At 69.2% G+C, this 18,778-nt stretch carries 14 protein-coding genes and 2 pseudogenes; 9 read left to right on the forward strand and 7 right to left on the reverse strand.

The genetic code is table 11. The features are described 5' to 3' along the window. The 5 genes from STRTUCAR8_RS17115 to STRTUCAR8_RS17135 form a co-directional block, all read left to right on the forward strand. On the forward strand, positions 1–918 hold a 918-nt coding region (locus tag STRTUCAR8_RS17115), incomplete at its 5' end, for a carbohydrate ABC transporter permease (protein WP_006377103.1). Further along, positions 915–1,796, forward strand: a complete 882-nt coding sequence (locus STRTUCAR8_RS17120; protein ID WP_006377095.1) for a carbohydrate ABC transporter permease — start codon at positions 915–917, stop codon at positions 1,794–1,796. The genes STRTUCAR8_RS17115 and STRTUCAR8_RS17120, both read left to right, overlap by 4 nt. A 10-nt stretch (positions 1,797–1,806) precedes the next feature. Next, on the forward strand, positions 1,807–4,728 hold the full coding sequence (locus tag STRTUCAR8_RS17125; protein WP_006377080.1) for a hypothetical protein: 2,922 nt from the start codon (positions 1,807–1,809) through the stop codon (positions 4,726–4,728). Positions 4,729–4,832: 104 nt separating this feature from the next. Further along, positions 4,833–6,446, forward strand: a complete 1,614-nt coding sequence (locus STRTUCAR8_RS17130; protein WP_006377066.1) for a glycoside hydrolase family 43 protein — start codon at positions 4,833–4,835, stop codon at positions 6,444–6,446. Continuing rightward, entirely contained in the window at positions 6,443–7,231 is a 789-nt protein-coding gene (locus STRTUCAR8_RS17135; RefSeq protein ID WP_006377061.1) for an alpha/beta fold hydrolase, read from the forward strand. The genes STRTUCAR8_RS17130 and STRTUCAR8_RS17135 overlap by 4 nt, the downstream gene beginning before the upstream one ends. Before the next feature lie 15 nt (positions 7,232–7,246). Here STRTUCAR8_RS17135 and STRTUCAR8_RS55125 read toward each other — a convergent pair whose 3' ends face one another. Further along, positions 7,247–7,381: a hypothetical protein gene (locus tag STRTUCAR8_RS55125; RefSeq protein WP_006377060.1), complete on the reverse strand. Its 135-nt coding sequence runs from the start codon at positions 7,379–7,381 to the stop codon at positions 7,247–7,249. Between the two features lie 201 nt (positions 7,382–7,582). On the opposite strand from STRTUCAR8_RS55125, the pseudogene STRTUCAR8_RS55980 reads away from it, so the two are divergent. The 4 genes and pseudogenes from STRTUCAR8_RS55980 to STRTUCAR8_RS17150 all read left to right on the forward strand — a co-directional run. Further along, a pseudogene (locus tag STRTUCAR8_RS55980) lies at positions 7,583–8,818 on the forward strand (eCIS core domain-containing protein); the annotation flags it as partial. A 219-nt stretch (positions 8,819–9,037) separates the two neighbouring features. Beyond that, a pseudogene (locus STRTUCAR8_RS55985) lies at positions 9,038–9,715 on the forward strand (PE-PGRS family protein); the annotation flags it as partial. Positions 9,716–9,904: 189 nt separating this feature from the next. Further along, positions 9,905–10,405, forward strand: coding sequence for a peptidylprolyl isomerase (locus STRTUCAR8_RS17145; RefSeq protein WP_006377106.1), 501 nt, complete (start codon positions 9,905–9,907; stop codon positions 10,403–10,405). A 622-nt stretch (positions 10,406–11,027) separates the two neighbouring features. After that, positions 11,028–12,461, forward strand: coding sequence for a glycoside hydrolase family 43 protein (locus STRTUCAR8_RS17150; protein ID WP_044472357.1), 1,434 nt, complete (start codon positions 11,028–11,030; stop codon positions 12,459–12,461). 153 nt (positions 12,462–12,614) lie between these two features. Here the strand turns inward: STRTUCAR8_RS17150 and STRTUCAR8_RS17155 are convergent, their stop codons facing one another. The 6 genes from STRTUCAR8_RS17155 to STRTUCAR8_RS17185 all read right to left on the reverse strand — a co-directional run bounded on the left by STRTUCAR8_RS17155 (position 12,615) and on the right by STRTUCAR8_RS17185 (position 18,774). Continuing rightward, positions 12,615–14,357, reverse strand: coding sequence for a dolichyl-phosphate-mannose--protein mannosyltransferase (locus STRTUCAR8_RS17155; RefSeq protein WP_006377089.1), 1,743 nt, complete (start codon positions 14,355–14,357; stop codon positions 12,615–12,617). After that, positions 14,354–14,731 carry a hypothetical protein gene (locus STRTUCAR8_RS48285; protein WP_048818773.1) on the reverse strand — a complete coding sequence of 126 codons (378 nt, stop codon included), beginning with the start codon at positions 14,729–14,731 and terminating at the stop codon, positions 14,354–14,356. Before STRTUCAR8_RS48285 ends, STRTUCAR8_RS17155 begins: the two co-directional genes overlap by 4 nt. 10 nt (positions 14,732–14,741) lie before the next feature. Further along, the gene (locus tag STRTUCAR8_RS17165; RefSeq protein ID WP_006377098.1) at positions 14,742–15,248 is read right to left on the reverse strand and encodes a SigE family RNA polymerase sigma factor; all 507 of its coding nucleotides are present in this window, start codon (positions 15,246–15,248) and stop codon (positions 14,742–14,744) included. Positions 15,249–15,586: 338 nt separating this feature from the next. Further along, a complete protein-coding gene (locus STRTUCAR8_RS17170) occupies positions 15,587–16,402 on the reverse strand; it encodes a chitosanase (RefSeq protein WP_006377102.1) in 816 nt (271 codons plus the stop codon). A gap of 758 nt (positions 16,403–17,160) precedes the next feature. Then, entirely contained in the window at positions 17,161–17,703 is a 543-nt protein-coding gene (locus tag STRTUCAR8_RS17180) for an NAD(P)H-dependent oxidoreductase (protein WP_006377083.1), read from the reverse strand. 90 nt (positions 17,704–17,793) lie between these two features. Continuing rightward, positions 17,794–18,774: an aldo/keto reductase gene (locus STRTUCAR8_RS17185; protein WP_006377078.1), complete on the reverse strand. Its 981-nt coding sequence runs from the start codon at positions 18,772–18,774 to the stop codon at positions 17,794–17,796. Positions 18,775–18,778: the final 4 nt, after the last annotated feature.

Below are 18,778 nucleotides of genomic sequence, written 5' to 3' on the forward strand. Positions count from 1 at the left end.
GGCTCCCCGGTCCGGCGGCCCTCCCCCCGTCGGACCGGGAGGCGGGGAGCCTACAAGGGCCTGCTGTTCATGCTGCCCTTCCTGATCGGCTTCCTCCTCACCTACGTCGTGCCCATCGGCTACGCCCTGAACCAGAGCCTGCACGAGAAGAAGAGCAGCGGGATCGGCTTCGGCCCGACGAAGGTCGTCTTCGCGGGATTCGCCAACTTCGCGGCGATCCTGGCGGACGGCACCTTCTGGACCGGAATGCTGCGCACCCTGCTCTTCGGAGCAGCGCAGATCACCGTCATGCTGGGCATCTCGCTGCTTCTGGCCCTGCTGCTCGACGGCGTGGCGGCCCGGGCGGTCCGTTTCTTCCGCGCCGGACTGCTCATCCCGTACGTCATCCCGGGCGTGGTCTCGACCCTGATCTGGCTGTTCCTCTACAGCCCGACCGCCAGCCCGATCATCGACATCGCCGACCGGGCCGGCACGAGCCTCACCTTCTTCGGCGGGCTCAACACCTACCTCTCACTGGGCAATCTGCTCACCTGGCAGGGCATCGGCTTCAACATGATCCTGATCTCCGCCTCGCTCCAGGCACTGCCGCGGGAGCTGTTCGAGGCGGCCCGTATCGACGGGGCGAAGGAATGGCGGATCGCCTGGTCCATCAAGGTGCCGAACATCACCGGGATCCTCATCCTGACCGGCATGTTCTCCCTCATCGGCCGGCTCCAGCTGTTCACCGAGCCACTGTTCCTGCGGTACGTGGCGCCGGAGTCCATCAGCACGGACTTCACGCCGATGCTGGAGATCTTCGACCGGGCGTTCAAGACCGGCGACTACCAGTACGCCGCCGCCGAGTCGCTCGTCCTCGCCGTTGTCACCGGCATCCTCGCCTTCGTCTTCTACCGCGTCACGAACAGGAAGATGTCATGAGCCGCGCCACGAACGCCGTCACCGCCCCCGGCGGCGGTGCGCGCCCGACCCGCCGAGCGGTGGCCCTGACCACCGGCCTGCTGATCGTCTTCCTGCTCTACTCCCTCGCCCCCACCTGGTTCCTGCTGGTGGCCTCGACGAAGAACCAGACCGACCTCTACTCCACCTTCGGCCTGTGGTTCTCCTCCAACCACCTCACCGACAACTTCCAGGCGATCTGGGACTACCACGACGGCGTCTTCGGCCGCTGGATCCTCAACTCCGTTCTGTACTCCACGGTCGGCGCCGCCGGTTCGACGTTCGTCTCGCTCGCGGCCGGCTACGGTCTGGCGAAGTTCGACTTCCGGGGCCGGGGCGCCCTGTTCGGCGTCATCGTCGGCGCCTCGCTGCTGCCGAGCACACTGCTCGCGTTCCCGCTCTACCTCGTCTTCGCGGACATCCACCTCACCAACACCGTCTGGTCGGTGCTGATCCCGTACTTCATCAACCCCTTCGGGGTCTATCTCGGCAAGGTCTACGCCGAGACGGCCGTCCCCACGGAGTTGATGGAGGCCGCCCGGATCGACGGCGCGAGCGAGACGCGGGTGTTCTTCTCGATCGCGCTCCGGCTGGTGCGCACCGGCGGCATCACCATCTTCATGCTCGACTTCGTCAACATCTGGAACAACTTCTTCCTCCCCCTGTTCATGCTCAACGGCGAGCGCTCCTTCCCCGTGACCCTGGGTCTCTTCTCCTGGGTGCAGCAGGCGCAGCAGTCCCGAGACATGAACACCCTCGTCCTCACCGGGTCCCTGCTGTCGATCATTCCGCTGGCGGTCTTCATGTTCGCCCTCCAGAAGTACTGGCGCAGCGGAATCCTCATGGGCAGCCTCAAGTAAAGGAACAACCGTGCCCAACGCACCCAAGAGACGTGACGTACTGAAGTACGCCGGAGCCACCGGCGTGGTCGCGGCGGGCGCCGGCCTGCCGCTCGGCGCCGCCGTCCCCGCCTCCGCCGCTGCCGGACGGGGGCGATGCGCCCCGCTGGACATCGTTGTCTTCGGCGACACCGGCTCCGAGACCGCCCACAACGTCACCGCCACGCTCTCCGACACGGTCGCCGGCGGTCTGGGCCAGAGCGCCCGTGTCCTCAACCCGACCGCGCCGGCCACCTATTGGGGTGGCACCCTGAAGTTCGACGCGGCGGTCAGCCCGACGGGCACCACCTACGTCACCGTGCGCCTGTGGGGCGACGACCGCGACGACTCCTCCGACGTGGCGGCGTCCGGCACCAACATGTGGCGCCTGCAGCTGTTCTGCGAGGGTGAGCAGGTCGGCTACCAGGACGAGGGCGCCGTCGACAGCCTCGACATCCTGGACACCGCGCCGCGCACCCCGGGCCGGTTCTTCTTCCACACGCTGCCGCTGCCGGAGAAGATGACCGCAGGCAGGAAGAAGGTGACGCTGGAGATCCGCGCGATGGGCCGCATCTGGTCCTACGGTCAGAACGCGGACCAGCTCTACTACAAGATGACCACGCCCTCGCGCGGCATCTACCGCCTCTACACCCATACCGACCCCTGCTTCGTCCCGCCGAAGGGCGAGGTCCAGGGCCCCGCGCCGACTCCGAAGCCCCGCACCGGCGGCGACGAGGTCATGGACGCCATCAGGGCGCGGGTGCTCAAGGACCAGAACAACCTCCTCACCACCGCCAACCCGGCCACTCTGGACGGCTGGGCCATGCAGTCCCTCGCCGAGGGCTACCTGTGGTCCGGCAGCCCGGCGTACGGCAAGCCCGAAGCCGTCGACCGCGTCCTCCAGGCCATCGACGGCCGCTATATGGCGTGGAAGTCCGACGCCACCGTGATGACCGGCTCCGACCAGCAGTGGCAGGGCTTCGGCCGCGTCGGTCTGGTGCTCGCCCTGCTGTGGGAGAACCTCGGCGACCGGCTCGACACCCAGGTCACCGGATCGCCGTACACCGTCACCAACCCCGGCTTCGAGTCCGGCGCCGCCACTCCCACGTCCTGGGGGATGCCCGGCTGGGCCACCGGCGGTGGCGGCACCTGGGCCCGCGACACCACCGTCGCCCGCTCCGGCTCCGCCTCCCTCAAACTGCAGGCCGCCACCACGAGCGGCTACAGCTACGTCAACTCCACGGTCAGGGTGAAGGTCGGTTCCGGCACCTACACCTACGGCGCGTGGATCAGGACCGACGGAGTCACCGGCCCCGGCGCCCACATCGACCCCCTGTTCTACGACGCGAACGGCAAGCTGGTCGGCAGCGACCACAAGAAGTACGCGAGCACGGGCACCCACGACTGGGAGTACGTCTCCATCGACCTGGCCACCCCGGCCGGCGCCACCCAGATGGAACTGCACCTGCGCCTGTCGGGCCCGGGCACCGCCTGGTTCGACGACATCACCCTCGTCGCGCCCGCCGACACCACCACACCCGTGCCGCCGGTGCGCAGAACCGCGTACACCGACATGCTCAGGTCCAGCCGGGACTACTGGCGCCGGCACTTCCCGCACTACAGCAACCAGTCGCAGATCTGCGCCATCGGCCTCTACCAGACCAACCGCGGCCTGAAGCTCCTCGCCCCGGACCTGGCCCTGCCCGAGGACAAGGCACGCGACTACCTGTACCAGTCGATCGGCAGCAAGCCCTACCTCGGCCCCGAGGACGCCGACGGCAATCCCACCAAGCCGCTCGGCGAGAGCTACTACCAGGTGACCCGCAAGGGCCTCACCCGCGAACTCGGTTACGTGGGCAGCTACGGCGAGGTCCTGGACTGGCTCGTGATGATGTACGAGTCCGTCACCCGCGGCCACGGTAGCCAGGAGGCCCCCGAACTGCGCGAGCAGATGGTGAAGATCACCAAGGCGCGCGGCGCGTTCCGGGTCGTCGACGTCGACGGGGACGGCTGCCGTGTCTCCCGTATCGAGACGGTGATCGGCTGGCGCAACGAGGTCTACCCGGGCGAGACCGCGTACGCCTCCCGTACCGCCTGGGACTCCAACCCCGTCATGACGGCCGCCGTCTTCAAGGACCCCGAGATCGTCGGCTGGACCCAGGAGATGATCGCCGACGGCCAGCTCTATCCCCAGCTGAACCTCCAGGCCACCCACACCTGGACGCGCGTCGGCCTCAACGCCCTGCGATTCCTCTCCCGGGACTGGCCGGAGTTCCAGGCACTCCCCGCCCGGCCCGGCCGCATACCCACCGACTTCGACCGGCCCGACTTCGTCCTCACCGACGAGGAGAACGGCTGCGTCGCCGTCAAGAACGGCAAGGAACTGCTGTTCGCCTCCCTGTACTTCCGCTCCCGCCAGGGCGTCAACGACTACGCCCGTATCCACCACGTCACCCCCACCGACCAGCGCTCGGCCACCATCCGCGAGCGGTCCGCCGGTCTGACGGACGACACGTTCACCGCCCGCGACTGGATCCTCTGGGACTACGCCATCAACGACCCCGGCGCCGCCCACCTCCCGCCCGGCGGCTTCCCGCCCCCCGGCGACACCCTCCACCAGGCTCTGGCCGGCGACGTCTACCACCTCGCCCCCGTCCCCGACGACGTCCCGGACCCCGCCCTGGGCGTCCACTTCGACGGCGTGGAAACCATGCTGGTGGGCCGCGCGCCCTTCTATCTCTGCGAGTACGGCGACTACCTGATCGCCATGAACACCAGCACGGACAAGACGGTGACCCTCCCGTCGCGCACCGACTTCGGTCCCGCTCGCGACCTGGCCACCGGCAGAACCGTAGGCGCGGGCCACCGGCCCAGGCTCGGCCCGCTCAGCACCCTCGTCCTCTACCGGGGCTGAGACCCTCACCGGGCCGGTGCGGTACGGGGAACCGCGCCGGCCCGCCCCTCACCTTCCTCTCCTCACTCTGACCGTGCTCACTCCGAGCCCCGAACGGACCCCACGTGATTCACAACCCCGTACTGCGTGGCTTCGAACCCGACCCCGTCATCCTCCGCGTCGGCGACGACCACTACATCGCCACCTCGACCTTCGAGTGGTGTCCCGGCGTACGCGTGCACCATTCCCGGGATCTGGTGAACTGGCGCGCGCTGGGCGGGATTCTGGACAGCCGACGGCTGCTCGACCTCACCGGGGTGCCGGACTCCGGTGGTATCTGGGCGCCCGGACTGTCGTACGCGGACGGTCTGTTCCACCTCGTCTTCACCGTCGTCGACACCTACGCCGAGGGCTGGAAGGACCTGCCCAACTACGTGACCACCGCGGCCTCCATCGAGGGGCCGTGGTCCGACCCGGTGCCCCTGCACGCCAGGGGCTTCGACGTCTCCCTCTTCCACGACGACGGTGACGTGGACGGGGGTGACGGCGGCGGCCGCAGCTGGCTCCTCAACATGCGTTTCGACTGGCGCCCGGACCGGGAGTCGTTCGCCGGGATCGAACTGCAGGAATACGACCGCACGACGCGGACCCTGGTGGGCGAACCACGGACCATCTCCGTCGGCACCGCGGCGGGAGTCGCGGAAGGACCGCACCTGTACAAGAGGCACGGCTGGTACTACCTCGTGCACGCGGAGGGCGGGACCGGCTACGAGCACGGAGCCGCGGTGGCCCGCTCCCGCGACCTCCTCGGCCCGTACGAACCCGACCCCTCGGGACCGCTTCTGACGTCGCGTCACGACCCGTCCCTGGAACTGCAGAAAGCCGGCCACTGCTCGCTCGTACGGACGGCGACGGGGGAGTGGTACGCCGCCCACATCGTCGCCCGCCCGTACACCGAGCGCGGCCGGTGTGTACTCGGCCGCGAGACCGCGCTCCAGCCGGTCAGCTGGACCGAGGACGGCTGGCCACGGATCGCCGGAGGAGTACCCGCCACCACCGTGCCCGCACCCACCCTCCAGCCCGCCCCGCTCCCACCGGAGCCCGTCACCGACCGCTTCGACACGCTCGGACCGCAGTGGTCCACCCTGCGCCGACCGCCCACCCCGGACTGGGCCGAACCCGCACCGGGGCGACTGCGCCTGCACGGCGGACAGTCCCCGGTCGGCCGCAGAGCCCCCAGTCTGGTCGCCCGCCGGGTCACCGCGGCCCGCTGCACGTTCGAGACGCGGGTGACGTTCGCCCCCCGCACCTCCGACCACCTGGCCGGCCTGACCGCGTACTACAACACCCGGAACTGGCACTATCTGTACGTGACCGCCGAGGACGACGGAACGCCGGTACTGACCGCCCTGAGCTGCGTGGCCGGGCAGCTCACCGCGCACCCGGTACGGATCCCGCTCCGCCCCGGGCTCCCCGTCGTCCTGCGCGCCGAACTGGACGGCCCCGCCCTGCGCCTGTCCTACTCCTGCGACCCCGACGACAACGACGGCCCGTACCCGCTGCCCCTCGACCTCGACGCCACCGTCCTGTCCGACGAGCACGCGGACGAGTTCCACGACGGGCAACTGCGGGTCCTCGGCTTCACCGGCGCGATGCTGGGCCTGTGGGTGCAGGACCTCGACGGCGCCGGCGTGCACGCGGACTTCGCCTACGCGACCTACGAGGAGAGCCCCGCATGATCGACACCGGCCGCATCCGCCTGTTCTGCACGGACACGGGCCCCGTCGGCGCCTCGGCGCTGCTCCTGGTGCACGGCTGGGGCGGCGACGGCCGGGAGTGGTCTCCGCATGCCGAGGAGCTCGCCGAGCTGTTCCGCGTGGTAGTCCCGGACCTGCGTGGTCACGGCCGCTCCGAGGTACCGGACCGGGGCAACACACCGGTGGAGACGGCGGACGACCTGGCCGCACTGATCGAGACCCTCGGCACCGGACCGGTGTTCGCCGTAGGCCACTCCATGGGCGGGCAGGTCGTCAACCTGCTCGCCGTACGGCATCCGGAACTCGTCCGGTCGGTCATCGCCCTCGACCCCGCCCACGGTGCCCACGGCGCCGAAGTGGACGGGATCCCCGCGCGCCTGGCCGACTACCGGACACGCGGGGCCCGGGCAGGCGCCGAGTTCGTGGCCGGCGCGTTCTCCCCGAACGCCGCGCCCGGCCTGCGTACCGCCCACGTCCGCACCATGCTCGGCACTCCGGACCACGTCATCGCCCAGTCGTACGCCGGCATGTACACCGACCCGGACGCGGTCGGTATCCGGCCCCGGAGCGAGGCGTATCTGCGCCGCCGCGTCCAGCCGGCGCTGACCGTCTGCACCTCGGAGGCGGCGGCCGCCTGGGAGCGTGGCCTCCCCGCCGGCCCTCGGTCCCGGGTGGAGCACTGGCCCGACACAGGCCACTACCTGCACGAGGAGCGGCTCCAGCGGACGGTACGGCTCATCCGGGAGTGGGCCACCGAATCGTCGTAGGGACTCCTGTCCCGATCAACTTCGCCTTGCGGTGGCGTTCTCGGCGATGCCGGACTCCTGGGTCCAGGAGCTGAGGATCCGCAGCTCCTCCTCACTCGGGGAACTGGGGGCGGGTGACCAGACGGTGAGGTGCTGGTCGGTGCCGGACATCAACTGCGTGGTCCCGGGCGCTGCGGCCCTCGGATGCTGCCCCTTTGGTCCTTCCACCGTGGGGAGGGCTTCGTCTACAACGGGTGGACAGGGCACCCAAGTGACCAAGGAGGATCACCTGTGCACTCCGTTGATCGGGAGCACCGCGAGGCCGGCGGGCGGGCATCGGACGCGACGCGTCGGACGAAGGCGCCGACGGCGATGAGCAGTGCGTGGGTACGGCATCTGCAGCGCGTGGCCGCGGGCGGGGCCGGCCGGGAGACGGGGAACGCCGACCGGCCCCAGATCCAGCGGGCCGCGGTGGACGAGGGTCTGCGGTCGTCGTCGCGGCCTCTCGACACCGCGCTGCTCGGCGAGATGCAGGAGCGGTTCGGGGGCGCCGACTTCAGCGGTGTGCAGGTCCATGACGGGCCGGCGGCGCAGCGGGCGGCCGCCGCGGTCGAGGCCAGGGCGTTCACCAGCGGCACGCACATCGTCGATGGCGGCGGGATGTCCAAGAAGGACTGGGCGCACGAGCTGGCGCACACCCTCGACCAGGCGGCGGGACCTGTACCGGGTACCGACAACGGCGCGGGCCTGAGCATCTCGAGCGAGGGCGACGAAGGCGAACGCCGGGCGGTCTCGTTGGCCGACCAGGTGATGGGCGCCCCCGCACCCGCCCCTGTCCAGCGTCTGCCCGCCGAGCACGGGCAGCCGTCCGGGCATACGGAGCACGGTCACGTACATCCGCACGCCGGTCCGGCGTCCGTCCAGCGGGTGGGTCAGAGTGCCGTGACCGGGGGTTCCACCGAGCCAGAGCAGGCCGAGCAGAGTTCGGCGGCCGAAGGGGCAGGGAAGCAGGCCATGGGGGCGGAAGTCATCGCCCGCCTGAGCCAGTCGATCGAACTGCACACGGTCCAGAAGAAGACCAAGAAGAACGTCTTCGCGCCGGGTACCTGGTGGCCCGAACAGTGGATGAGCGAAGGACCGGCCCGGCTCAGGAAGACCCTCGACCGGCGGGTGATGCGCGGTGAGGCGTTCAACGACCAGGACCTGGACGACATCAAGCACCTCTCCGAGGTGAATGCGGAGTGGCTCCAGAAGGTGGGCATCGGCACCTACGAGCAGGCCGAGAAATACAGTGAGGGCGGGTTCAAGGACTGGCTGACGCTCCCCGCGGGCAAGCGCGTCCTCACGGCCACCCTGGCCGTCCGCGCCAGTCACCCGGCCGTCCGCGAGGCGGGCCAGGACGCGCCGATCTCGCCGGACTACACGCTCGGCCGGTTCATGCTCACCAACGCGCCCGGTATCGAGCCGCGGGAGAAGCAGGACCTGGAGCGGGAGCGCGACCAGCAGATCCGGGAGACGGCCATCGACACCCTGCACCCGGCCGGGATGGCACCCGAGCGCCGACACCCGGCCGGCGTCCCCGAGACGGGTCCCACGCCGGGCAAGGGCAGAGCCAAGAAGGAGACGCCGAAGGAGACGCCGACCCACGAGGCGAAGGACGCGCGGGCCCGCGAGATGCTCACCAAGGTCCTGCTCGTCCTGCAGCACGGGCTGAAGCTGTACGACCCGGAGGCCGGGGCGCACGTGGCCGACTACGAGAAGGACGTCATCCGCGCCCTCGCCCACGGCGGCCGGGTCAACATCCGCATCCCCGCTCTGAGCTCCGCCGACGCCCCGGCCTACTCGCTGCCGGAGTTCCTGGGCGTGACTCAGGACGACAGTTCGAACACTCGCGCGGGGGACGTCGTCGACCGTGGCTTCGCCACGCACCGGACCTCCATCGGAGCCAACAAGGAGGGCAGGCCGGGCGCGTTCAAGGAGAAAGGAGGCCTCTTGGCGTCGGCCACCAACGTGGTGTCCCTCGGTGCGGACCGTCCGGACCTGTGGGGACAGGACATCTCCGGCGGTGGTCTCGGCTCCAAGGACTGGAACGGCGATGTGGTGCTGCCGAACGGGTCGTACGGCCACATGCTGCTGGTCCACCACCGGCCGACCCGGAAGAAGGACGGTTCGCTGCAGATCGGCATCGAGACCCTGGCGCCGCACGCCAGCAGTCCGGTGGGCTACGAGCACGACTTCCGCTCCACCGAGGCCACCGCCAACCCGGAGTCGGTCATGCACGGCCACAAGGGCGACAAGGTCGGCTCGGGCGGACTGGGCAAGAACGAACGCCTGGTCGAACTGGGAGAGATGGGCAGGTCCCATGCCAGTGGCGACTGGCGTACCTTCCTGGACGAGATCAAGCAGCAGTGGGACGCCGCGCTGGCGGAGACCGAGGACGGCTCGAAGGAACGGCGGGCTCTGTACGAAGGCCTGGTGGGCCCCCGGGCGCAGCCGGGATCCTGACGGCAGTGGCCGGGCCGGCCAGGGATCCGACCGCAGGCAGACATGGGTCCGCGGGGCGCGGTGACCGCCTGCCCGGGGGCACCGCAGGGGCCGGGCGGGCAGGCTCGGATGGCGACGGAGACGTGACAGGGAGTGACGGAGGCGGGGTCGGGTCCCGCAGGTCCGCTCCCATGGTGGAGAATCATTGCCATGAGTGAGAACGTCTATTTCCAGGTTTCCGCGAACGGCGAGGACCTCGGGCGCATCGTCTTCCGGCTGTTCGACGATGTCGTGCCGAAGACCGCCCGCAACTTCCGCGAGCTGGCCACCGGCCAGAACGGTTACGGCTACAAGGGTGCCCCCTTCCACCGCGTCATCCCCGAGTTCATGCTGCAGGGCGGTGACTTCACCAACGGCAACGGCACGGGCGGCAAGAGCATCTACGGTGAGAAGTTCGCCGACGAGAACTTCCAGCTCAAGCACGACCGGCCGTTCCTGCTGAGCATGGCCAACGCGGGTCCGAACTCCAACGGCTCGCAGTTCTTCATCACCACCGTGGTGACCCCGTGGCTCGACGGCAAGCACGTCGTCTTCGGCGAGGTCGTCGAGGGTGCGGACATCGTCAAGACGATCGAGGCGCTCGGTAACCGCTCCGGTGCCACCTCGAAGAAGCTCGTCATCGAGGAGAGCGGCGTCGTTTCCCCCGCCTGATCATCGTCCGGGTCGCGCCTGCGGCTACTGGACACGGCAAGTGTCCGGGGCTGCCGGAGGGCGCGACATCGACGGGGGACAGGGCCGTGTGCCGTGGGCGCCCGGCCCTGTCCCGGGTGGTGTCGAGGCAGACCTCCACCACCAGCCCGGGTCGCGCCCGGGCGGCCCCGCGCGAGTGACGGCCGAGGCCTCCTGCGTGCCCCGCCCGCCAGCTCCCGGCCGGTGAACTTCCCGCGTGTACAAGTGAGTTGACGGATCGTCACCTGCTGTGAGGTCAGCTGGCGTTCTGTTCCCCCGCGGGTCGTCGGGGCCGTGCCAATCCCGCGCTTTTTCCCCGCGTCCGTCGTCGATCGGTCGCCCCGGACCCTGTCGGGAAGTCCCGTCGGCGCTCCCGTCCAGTCGTGACCGGCCTCGCGGCGTCGAGGCCTGCGGAAATCGAATACGGTCGCCACCGTTGACTTCCGTATGGCGTGGGCCCTAGCTTCAGCGCCGAGCGGTTCGACGGAACGTGCACCGTTCGGTATATCGACCACGTTTGTGGATTCGATTGTCGCGCTGAACCAGAAGTGCCGTCCGGCCGAGGCATCCGGAGAACGACACCGGAGAACGACAGGGGATGTACATGCGTGCGGTTCTCTCCCGGCTGGCGACGATATTGGTCGCCGCCTGCCTGCTCCTCACCTCCCAGGCCCTGACAGCACCGCAGCGGGCCGCCGCCGCCGAGCCGGGCTACCTGATGGTGCACTTCACCGGGGAGGGGGCGACCAACCAGCAGATGTACCTCTCGCACAGCACGGACGGCGTGCACTGGGACGACCTCAACGGGGGAGGGATGGTCCTGCGCTCCACCGTGGGCACGAAGGGCGTGCGTGACCCCGCGCTGGTGCGCTCTCCCGACGGCAGCAAGTACTGGATCGTCGCGACCGACCTGTGCATCGGCTGCGGGCAGAACTGGGACACCGCGCAGAACAACGCCAGCCGCAACCTCGTGGTGTGGGAGTCCTCGGACCTGGTCACCTGGTCGCAGCCGTGGCTGCTCAACGTCGCCGGCGCGATCCCCGACGGCCGCAACGCCTGGGCTCCGGAGGCCATCTGGGACCCGGCGACCAACGACTACGTCCTGTACTGGGCGACGAACGCGACCCTCAACGGTGTGCTGAAGCACCGTATCTACTACGCCCGCACGTCGGACTTCCGCACCATCACCACCCCGCAGCTGTACATCGACCGCCCCGGCACCCAGGGCATCATCGACACCCAGATCATCGAGACACCGTCCGGCGTCGGCAACTACCGCTACGTTCGGGCCTCCGGCGACGGGCAGATCACCCTCGAAGGCAGCAACTCGATCCTCGGGACGTGGACCAACCTCGGAAACCTCTCCGGCATCGGCCTCACCGGCTCCCAGGTGGAAGGCCCGATGTGGATGAAGTTCAACGGCACAAACAAATGGGCCCTCTACCTCGACCAGTACGCCACCAGCGGCGGTTACATGCCGGTCCTGACGACCGACCCGTCCAATCCCGCCGCCTACCAGAAGCAGACGTCGGGAAGCTACGACATGGGCGGCACCAAGAAGCGCCACGGCTGGATCCTGAACCTTACGGCCGCCGAGGAGAACCGCGTCCTCGCCCGCTGGCCCGACACCGCGGTTCAGCGTCTCCAGTCGTACAACTTCCAGGACCGGTACGTCCGGCACACCAACTTCGACGTGCGAATCGACCCGAACGTCAGCCCCGCCGAGGATTCCAGGTTCCGGCTGCGGACGGGCCTCGCGGGCTCCGGGACCGTCTCCTTCGAGTCGGTGAACTTCCCCGGGTACTTCCTGCGGCACTCGAACTTCGACTTCCAGCTCGCCTACAACGACGGCACCAGCCAGTTCGCCCAGGACGCCACCTTCAACCAGGTCGCGGGGCTCGCCGACTCGACCTGGTCGTCGTTCCAGTCCTACAACCACCCCGACCGGTACATCCGCCACTACGCCTACGAGCTGCGCCTCGACCCGATCACCACCGCGACGGGCCGCGCCGACGCCACCTTCCGCGTGACGAGCTGACCCGGGCCGAGAAGAACGTGTGCCGGTCCACGTAGTTCCACGGATGTCTCCGGCCAGGACGAGTGACGGACTTGCCCGGCGTGGACACCGCCGGGCAAGGATGTCGGTCGCCCGCTGAAGACGCCCGTTCACGGCCTCATCTCGCTGCAGGGCTCAGATCCAGGTGTCGAGCCACATCCTGGCGTGCCAGTCGGCGTACGGGATCGTCTGCCCGGAGTAGACCGGGAAGAAATAGACGAAGTTCCAGGCGATGAGCAGGACGAGTACGCCCGCGGCCACCGCGCCACGCCCCCGGCGCCCGTCAGCCGCGCCCGGCGGACCCAGCAGGGCTCCCAGCATCATGGTGACGGCCAGGCACAGGTACGGCACGAAGACGATCGCGTAGAAGGAGAAGATCGTGCGGTCCTGGTAAAGGAACCACGGAAGATATCCGGCACCCACCGCACACAGGACGGCGCCGGCACGCCAGTCGCGGCGCAGCGCCCACCGGTAGAGCAGGTACACGAGCGCGCAGCACGCCGCCCACCACAACAGTGGTGTCCCCAGGGCGAGGACCGCCTGTGAACAGTCGGTCGCCGTGCGGCAGCCGTCGGTGCCGGGTTTCGGTGACTGGTAGTGGAACAGCACAGGCCGGCCCTGGATCGTCCAACTCCAGGGATTCGATTCGTACTTGTGCGGAATGTGCAGGCCGATGTTGAACCGGTACACCCCTGACTCGTAGTGCCACAGGCTGCGCAACGGCGCCGGAATCCACGACCAGACGCCGCCGCGGTCGTCCGCCCAGTGGCGTCCGTAGCCGTCGTCGGAGAGGAACCAGCCGGTCCATGCCGCCAGATAGGTCGTCACGGCGACCGGAACGACGGTCAGCACCGACCTGCCGAGGTCCTTGCGCAGTACCGAGCGGTAGGGGTGGCGCGCTCCCGCCACGCGGCGCGAGCCGACATCCCACAGCAGGGTCAGGACCACGAAGAAGACGAGGAAGTAGAGACCGTTCCACTTGGTCGAGGCCGCCAGCCCCAGGAAGAGGCCCGCTGCCGCTCGCCAGGGCCGCAGTCCCGTTCCGGCGTGATCACCGGTGTGCGCGTCGGGGCGTACCCGGCCGTCCTCGGCGACCGGCAGCGCCGCCGCGAGCCGGGCACGCGCGTGGTCCCGGTCGATGAGCAGGCTCGCGAACGCCGCCAGTACGAAGAACATGACGACGAGGTCGAGCAGGGCGGTGCGGCTCATCACGTAGTGCAGGCCGTCCACCGCCATCAGTGCCCCGGCGAGGCAGCCCAGCAGTGTCGAACGGAACAGCCGGCGCCCTGCCCGGCACAGCATCAGCACCGAAAGCGTGCCGAGTACCGCCGTCATGAAGCGCCAGCCGAACGGGGTGAGACCGAACATCCACTCGCCTACGGCTATCACCCACTTGCCCGTGGGCGGGTGCGCGACGAAGGAGCCGGTGCCGGAGAGCGGGATCACCTGCGGATCGGCCAGGATCTGCGGGTCGGCGATCTTGCGGTCCGGCCAGGTGCCCTCGTAACCGAGCCGCAGCAAGGACCAGCCGTCCTTGGCGTAGTACGTCTCGTCGAACACCACCGCCCGTGGGCTGCCCAGACGCCAGAAGCGTGGCAGCCCGGCGAACAACGTCACCAGCAGCGGCCAGCCCCACCCCGACCAGCGCGCGCTGACCGGTGACAGCCAGAGCGGGTTGCGGACCCGTCTCAATGGCTGTGGCTGTGGCTGTGGCCGTGGTCGTGGTGCGGGGAAGGGCGCGACGAGGCGGTCGTGCACGGACGTGTGCGCGTGCCCGACGTACCCGAAACCGCGCAGCCGCCGTCGCCAGGAGATCGACGGGGGATCCGCCGCCCTGCCGGTCACGGAGGCGGGCGCGGGGGCGTTCTTCTGGATCACGTGGTGGGTTTTCCGCTCGTGACGCGTCGGTACGGCATCGACCGTGGCCGAGTGGTCCGCGTGGAGGCGGGCTTCGCACTCTCCTCGGCACTCGACGCGGGGCGGACCACCGGAGGCCCCGGGACCGACCCGGCGGAGGTGACGGGGCGCGGGAGGGGCGCAGTACCGCCGTTGGCGACAGTGTCCGACAGAGCCATCAGCGCGACTCCGCACCCGGCGACCGCCAGCGCGGAACCGGTGGCCACCCATGCCGTCCGGAAGCGTTGCCGGGCGCGCACGGCAGCGCGCAGACGGAGTCGGTGACGGTCTTCGTACGGCGTGTCCTGCCTGCTGTCACGAAGCATCCGCGACAACTCCTGCTCGAAGTGATCCATGGCTCCTTCTTCACTCCACCGGTTCGACCGCGTCCGACATGAGCCGTCTCAACCGCGCGACACCGCGCGCCGTCAGAGAACGGGCGGTGCCCACCGGACAGCCCAGCACCTCGGCGACCTGACGCTCGGGCAGATCCTGGTAGTAACGCAGCACGACCGCGGTGCGCTGCCGCGCCGGCAACAACGCCAACATGGCCTCCAGCCGGGTCCGTTCGTCCACGGCGGCGGTCGCGTCGGACACCTCGGGCGGATCAGGCAGCTGGTCCACAGGGCGCTCACCCCACCAACGGCGCCGTGCCGAACGGGCCGCGGCACGGGCCAGAACCTTGCGCACGTACGCCTCTGGCGCCTGCTCGGCCACCTTCGGCCAGGCGAACCAGAGCTTGACCAGAGCCTCTTGCAGCAGATCCTCGGCCCGGTGCCGGTCCCCGCCCGTCAGCAGCCGCGCCAGATGAAGCAGCACCGACCACCGAGCCGCCACGAAGCGGTCGAACTCGTCGGCCCGCAACTGCCCCATCGGTGTCGCCCCTCGCCCCCTGCCGGACTCGCCGGCCCCTACCGTGTCTTCGTGGCGCGGAGCGGCGGACACGTTCGTCGACCACATACGCCGCCGCGTGACCGCGGACGCCCTACACCTTCACTAAGACACTGGGCCACCTCTGGCTATGCACCCTGACCGTGTGGCATGGATCACGCGGCAGGGTTCGGCGTGGTGCGCGAGCAGCGAGTGCGACCGAGCAACTGGTACGTGGTACGTCGCAGACGAGGGCCCGATGGACCGTCCGGCGGGCACCGGATGTCCGCCGGAGGCACCCCGGGCCCGTCCCGGTTGAGCGGGACGGGCCCGGGCACCCGTCAGCCGATGTGGAAACTGTCCCCGTAGACCTTCCAGTCCAGCGGCGGATCCAGGTTCAGGTTCCCCTTGCGGAGGAAGACCCGCTGCGCGGTGTCGACCCGGCTGGTGTCCGAGTGGGCCTCCTCCTGCTTCATCGCCCAGATCCGGGCGTCGAGGAAGGCGTTCAGATACGTCACCTCGTTGCCGCCCTGCGCCGGCGGCTTGGCCTTGGCCAGCGCCCGCTTGCGAATGTTGCCGAAGCTGGTGCTGTCGCCGCCGTTGCCGTGCATGACGATGGCGTCGTAGTACGCGAACTGTCCGAGTACGCCGATGCCGTCGGCCTTGCCCTGCTTGACCGACGGGTTGAAGTAGACACGGTCGCGCTCGTCGTTCTGCGCCTGCTGGAACGCCGAGTCCTGGGCCGCGCGCCGCCAGTCGGCGGGGTAACCCGGGTCCAGGCCCTGGTGCGAGTCGGTGCCGTCGACGTCGCGCAGGGCCGGCAGGTACTTGGCCAGCACGTTGCCCGGCTTGCGCCGGGTGTAGAGCTCCACGAGGTCGAGCATGTCGCCGGTGCCGGAGCAGAAGCCGATGATCCCGGCGGTGTAACCGCGGCCGTCGCCGATGTCTTCGATGTACTTGTACTGCGCCTTCCAGTCCAGCGACGAGTTCTCCGCGCTGGACACCAGCTTCATGGCGATCTCCTTCTTCGCCGGGTCGTCCAGGCCGACGGCCACGGCGCTCGCGGACTGGCTCACGATGAGGGGGCCTGCCACCAGGGAGGCTCCGATCAGGGTGAGCAGCGTGCGGCGTGACGTGCGTATGTGGGGGGTGTGCACGGGGGTCCCTCCAGGGGTTTCAGTCGTGCGCTCAGTCAGGTGCTCGGTCGTTCGAGCAAACTGTTAGGAAGGTTTCCTACCAGACTTTGCGGATGACGTACACCCGTCAAGGAAGGGGGAGTTGGTTCTCGTTCGGCTCGCGCACCGGCCGACCGTCAGTCGTTCTTCCACCCGGACGGCGACTGTGCACGTGTAACCCGCGGGCCGGGTCGCGTGCCGCTCAGGAGATCGGGTTCAGCGGTCTTCCCAAGAACGAGCCGGTCGACCTTTCCCGGATGACTGTCAGCTTGAGGCGGCAGCTCAGCAGTGGTGTTACTGCGCAGCGACGCGAGCGTCCAGGAGGCGCTGCTGTACGTCTTTCACCAGCTGTTGTAGCCGTCCCGGCCGCAGCTGCTCGCTCTCCATCCACTCGTCCAGGCGTGGACGCAAGTGCCGCACCATGCCTGGTCCGTGGCGACGCAGTACTGAGCGACTGACCGAAATCTCCTCCTGGATTTCCCGTCGGAGATCATCGGTCCAGCCCTGGCTCCGGTCGACTTCCCCGAGGGGCGCCTTGAGGGCGGCCACTGCCTCATCGAGTACCGAAAACAAGTCCAAGGCCCCTCCATGGGTCGCGACAGGATCCCCGGTGTGCGCTGCCGCGGCCGGCTTCTTGCTGTCGCTGCCCGGCATCATCGCATTGCCCCCGCTGGTTCCGGGCCCCGCGAGTCATGGCGCGGCCCGGTGTCACGGGGGTGGCTCTCGTCGTGAGAGTGCGGTCAGGCGGCGTAGGAGGCGAGCAGTTCGTTGTACTGCTTGGCGGCGCTGGCCAGCTCTTCGTCGGAGAGGCCGAAGGCGGTGCCGTACACCTTGACCATCGGCTGCTGGATGTCGAACTGGCAGAGCCGCAGGGTGGCGTGCCAGTTGCTGAGGAGGGTCTCGATGGTGGCCTGGTTCGGGCCTTCGGGGGTGTAGTGGTCGGCGGGGACGCCGGTGGTGACGGCGACGACGGCCTTCTTGCCGGCCAGCTGCGAGGCGGAGCCGTCGATGGTGAAGGCCCAGCCGAGAGTGAAGACCGTGTCCTGCCACTGCTTGAACAAAGGGGTGGTGTTGTACCAGAACACCGGGTGCTGGAAGACGATCACGTCGTGTTCGGCCAGCAGCGCCTGCTCGGCGGCGGCGTCGACCTGGAAGTCGGGGTAGGTGGCGTAGAGGTCGTGCACGGTGACGTGGGCCAGGTCGCGGACGGCGTCCACCAGGGCCTTGTTGGCCTTCGACCGGGAGAGGTCGGGGTGACCTACGACAAGGAGAACCTTGGGCATGATGAGAAACCTCTTCAGTGATCAGAGAAACAGGTGAACGGATGCGGGTCGGTCGAGTGCGACGGGTCGGCAAATCGCCAGGGCGTCAGATCACTGTTCGATCGTGGCCATGCTCGCCTCGTTGTGGCGTTCGCCCGCGGCCGGTGTGAGGTTGTTGAGGCGGTCGAGCTGGGCCGCGCTGAGTTCGATGCCGTCGGCGGCGGTGTTCTCTTCGACTCGGGTGACCCGGCGGGTCCCGGGGATGGGGGCGATGTCGGCGCCGCGGGTCAGCAGCCAGGCCAGTGCGGTCTGGGCCGGGGTGGCTCCGATCTCGGCGCCGATGCCCCGCACTTCGTCGACGATGCGCAGGTTGCGCTGGAAGTTCTCGCCGGTGAAGCGCGGGTTGGTCTTGCGCCAGTCGTCGTCGGTGAAGTCGTCGACGGTACGGATCTGCCCGGTCAGCAGGCCGTGGCCGAGCGGGGAGTAGGGCACGAACCCGATGCCCAACTCCCGCAGCAGCGGGAGGATCTCGGCCTCGACGTCGCGGGTCCACAGGGAGTATTCGGTCTGCAGCGCGGCCACCGGGTGCACGGTGTGGGCGCGGCGGATCGTGTCGGGCCCGGCTTCGGAGAGCCCGATGTGGCGCACCTTGCCCTCGATGACCAGCTCGGCCAGCGCGCCGACGGTTTCCTCGATGGGTGTGTTGGGGTCGACGCGGTGCTGGTAGTAGAGGTCGATGTGGTCGGTGCCGAGCCGCAGGAGTGAGCCTTCGACGGCGGTCTTCACGTTGGCCGGGCTGCTGTCGATGACACCGGGGCCGCCGCCGGCGTGGGAGACGAGACCGAACTTCGTCGCGATGACGACGTCGTCGCGACGGCCCTTGACGGCCTTGCCGACGAGTTTCTCGCTGTGGAAGGGGCCGTAGATCTCGGCGGTGTCGATGTGGGTGACGCCGAGGTCCAGCGCACGGTGGATGGTGCGGATCGACTCGGCGTCGTCGAGGCCCCCGCCGGTGGTGTAGGTGCCGGCCATGGTCATGGCGCCCAGGCCGATGCGCGAGACGTCGAGCCCGCCCAGTGAGACGTGCTTCATCAGT

Source organism: Streptomyces turgidiscabies Car8 (assembly GCF_000331005.1).
GTDB lineage: Bacteria > Actinomycetota > Actinomycetes > Streptomycetales > Streptomycetaceae > Streptomyces > Streptomyces turgidiscabies.

Coding starts and splice junctions, on each gene's coding strand:
- STRTUCAR8_RS17135 (WP_006377061.1), top strand. CDS start 6,443: ATGATCGACACCGGCCGCATCCGCCTGTTCTGCACGGACACGGGCCCC.
- STRTUCAR8_RS17165 (WP_006377098.1), bottom strand. CDS start 15,248: ATGGGGCAGTTGCGGGCCGACGAGTTCGACCGCTTCGTGGCGGCTCGG.
- STRTUCAR8_RS17120 (WP_006377095.1), top strand. CDS start 915: ATGAGCCGCGCCACGAACGCCGTCACCGCCCCCGGCGGCGGTGCGCGC.
- STRTUCAR8_RS48285 (WP_048818773.1), bottom strand. CDS start 14,731: ATGGATCACTTCGAGCAGGAGTTGTCGCGGATGCTTCGTGACAGCAGG.
- STRTUCAR8_RS55125 (WP_006377060.1), bottom strand. CDS start 7,381: ATGTCCGGCACCGACCAGCACCTCACCGTCTGGTCACCCGCCCCCAGT.
- STRTUCAR8_RS17185 (WP_006377078.1), bottom strand. CDS start 18,774: ATGAAGCACGTCTCACTGGGCGGGCTCGACGTCTCGCGCATCGGCCTG.
- STRTUCAR8_RS17145 (WP_006377106.1), top strand. CDS start 9,905: ATGAGTGAGAACGTCTATTTCCAGGTTTCCGCGAACGGCGAGGACCTC.
- STRTUCAR8_RS17150 (WP_044472357.1), top strand. CDS start 11,028: ATGCGTGCGGTTCTCTCCCGGCTGGCGACGATATTGGTCGCCGCCTGC.
- STRTUCAR8_RS17180 (WP_006377083.1), bottom strand. CDS start 17,703: ATGCCCAAGGTTCTCCTTGTCGTAGGTCACCCCGACCTCTCCCGGTCG.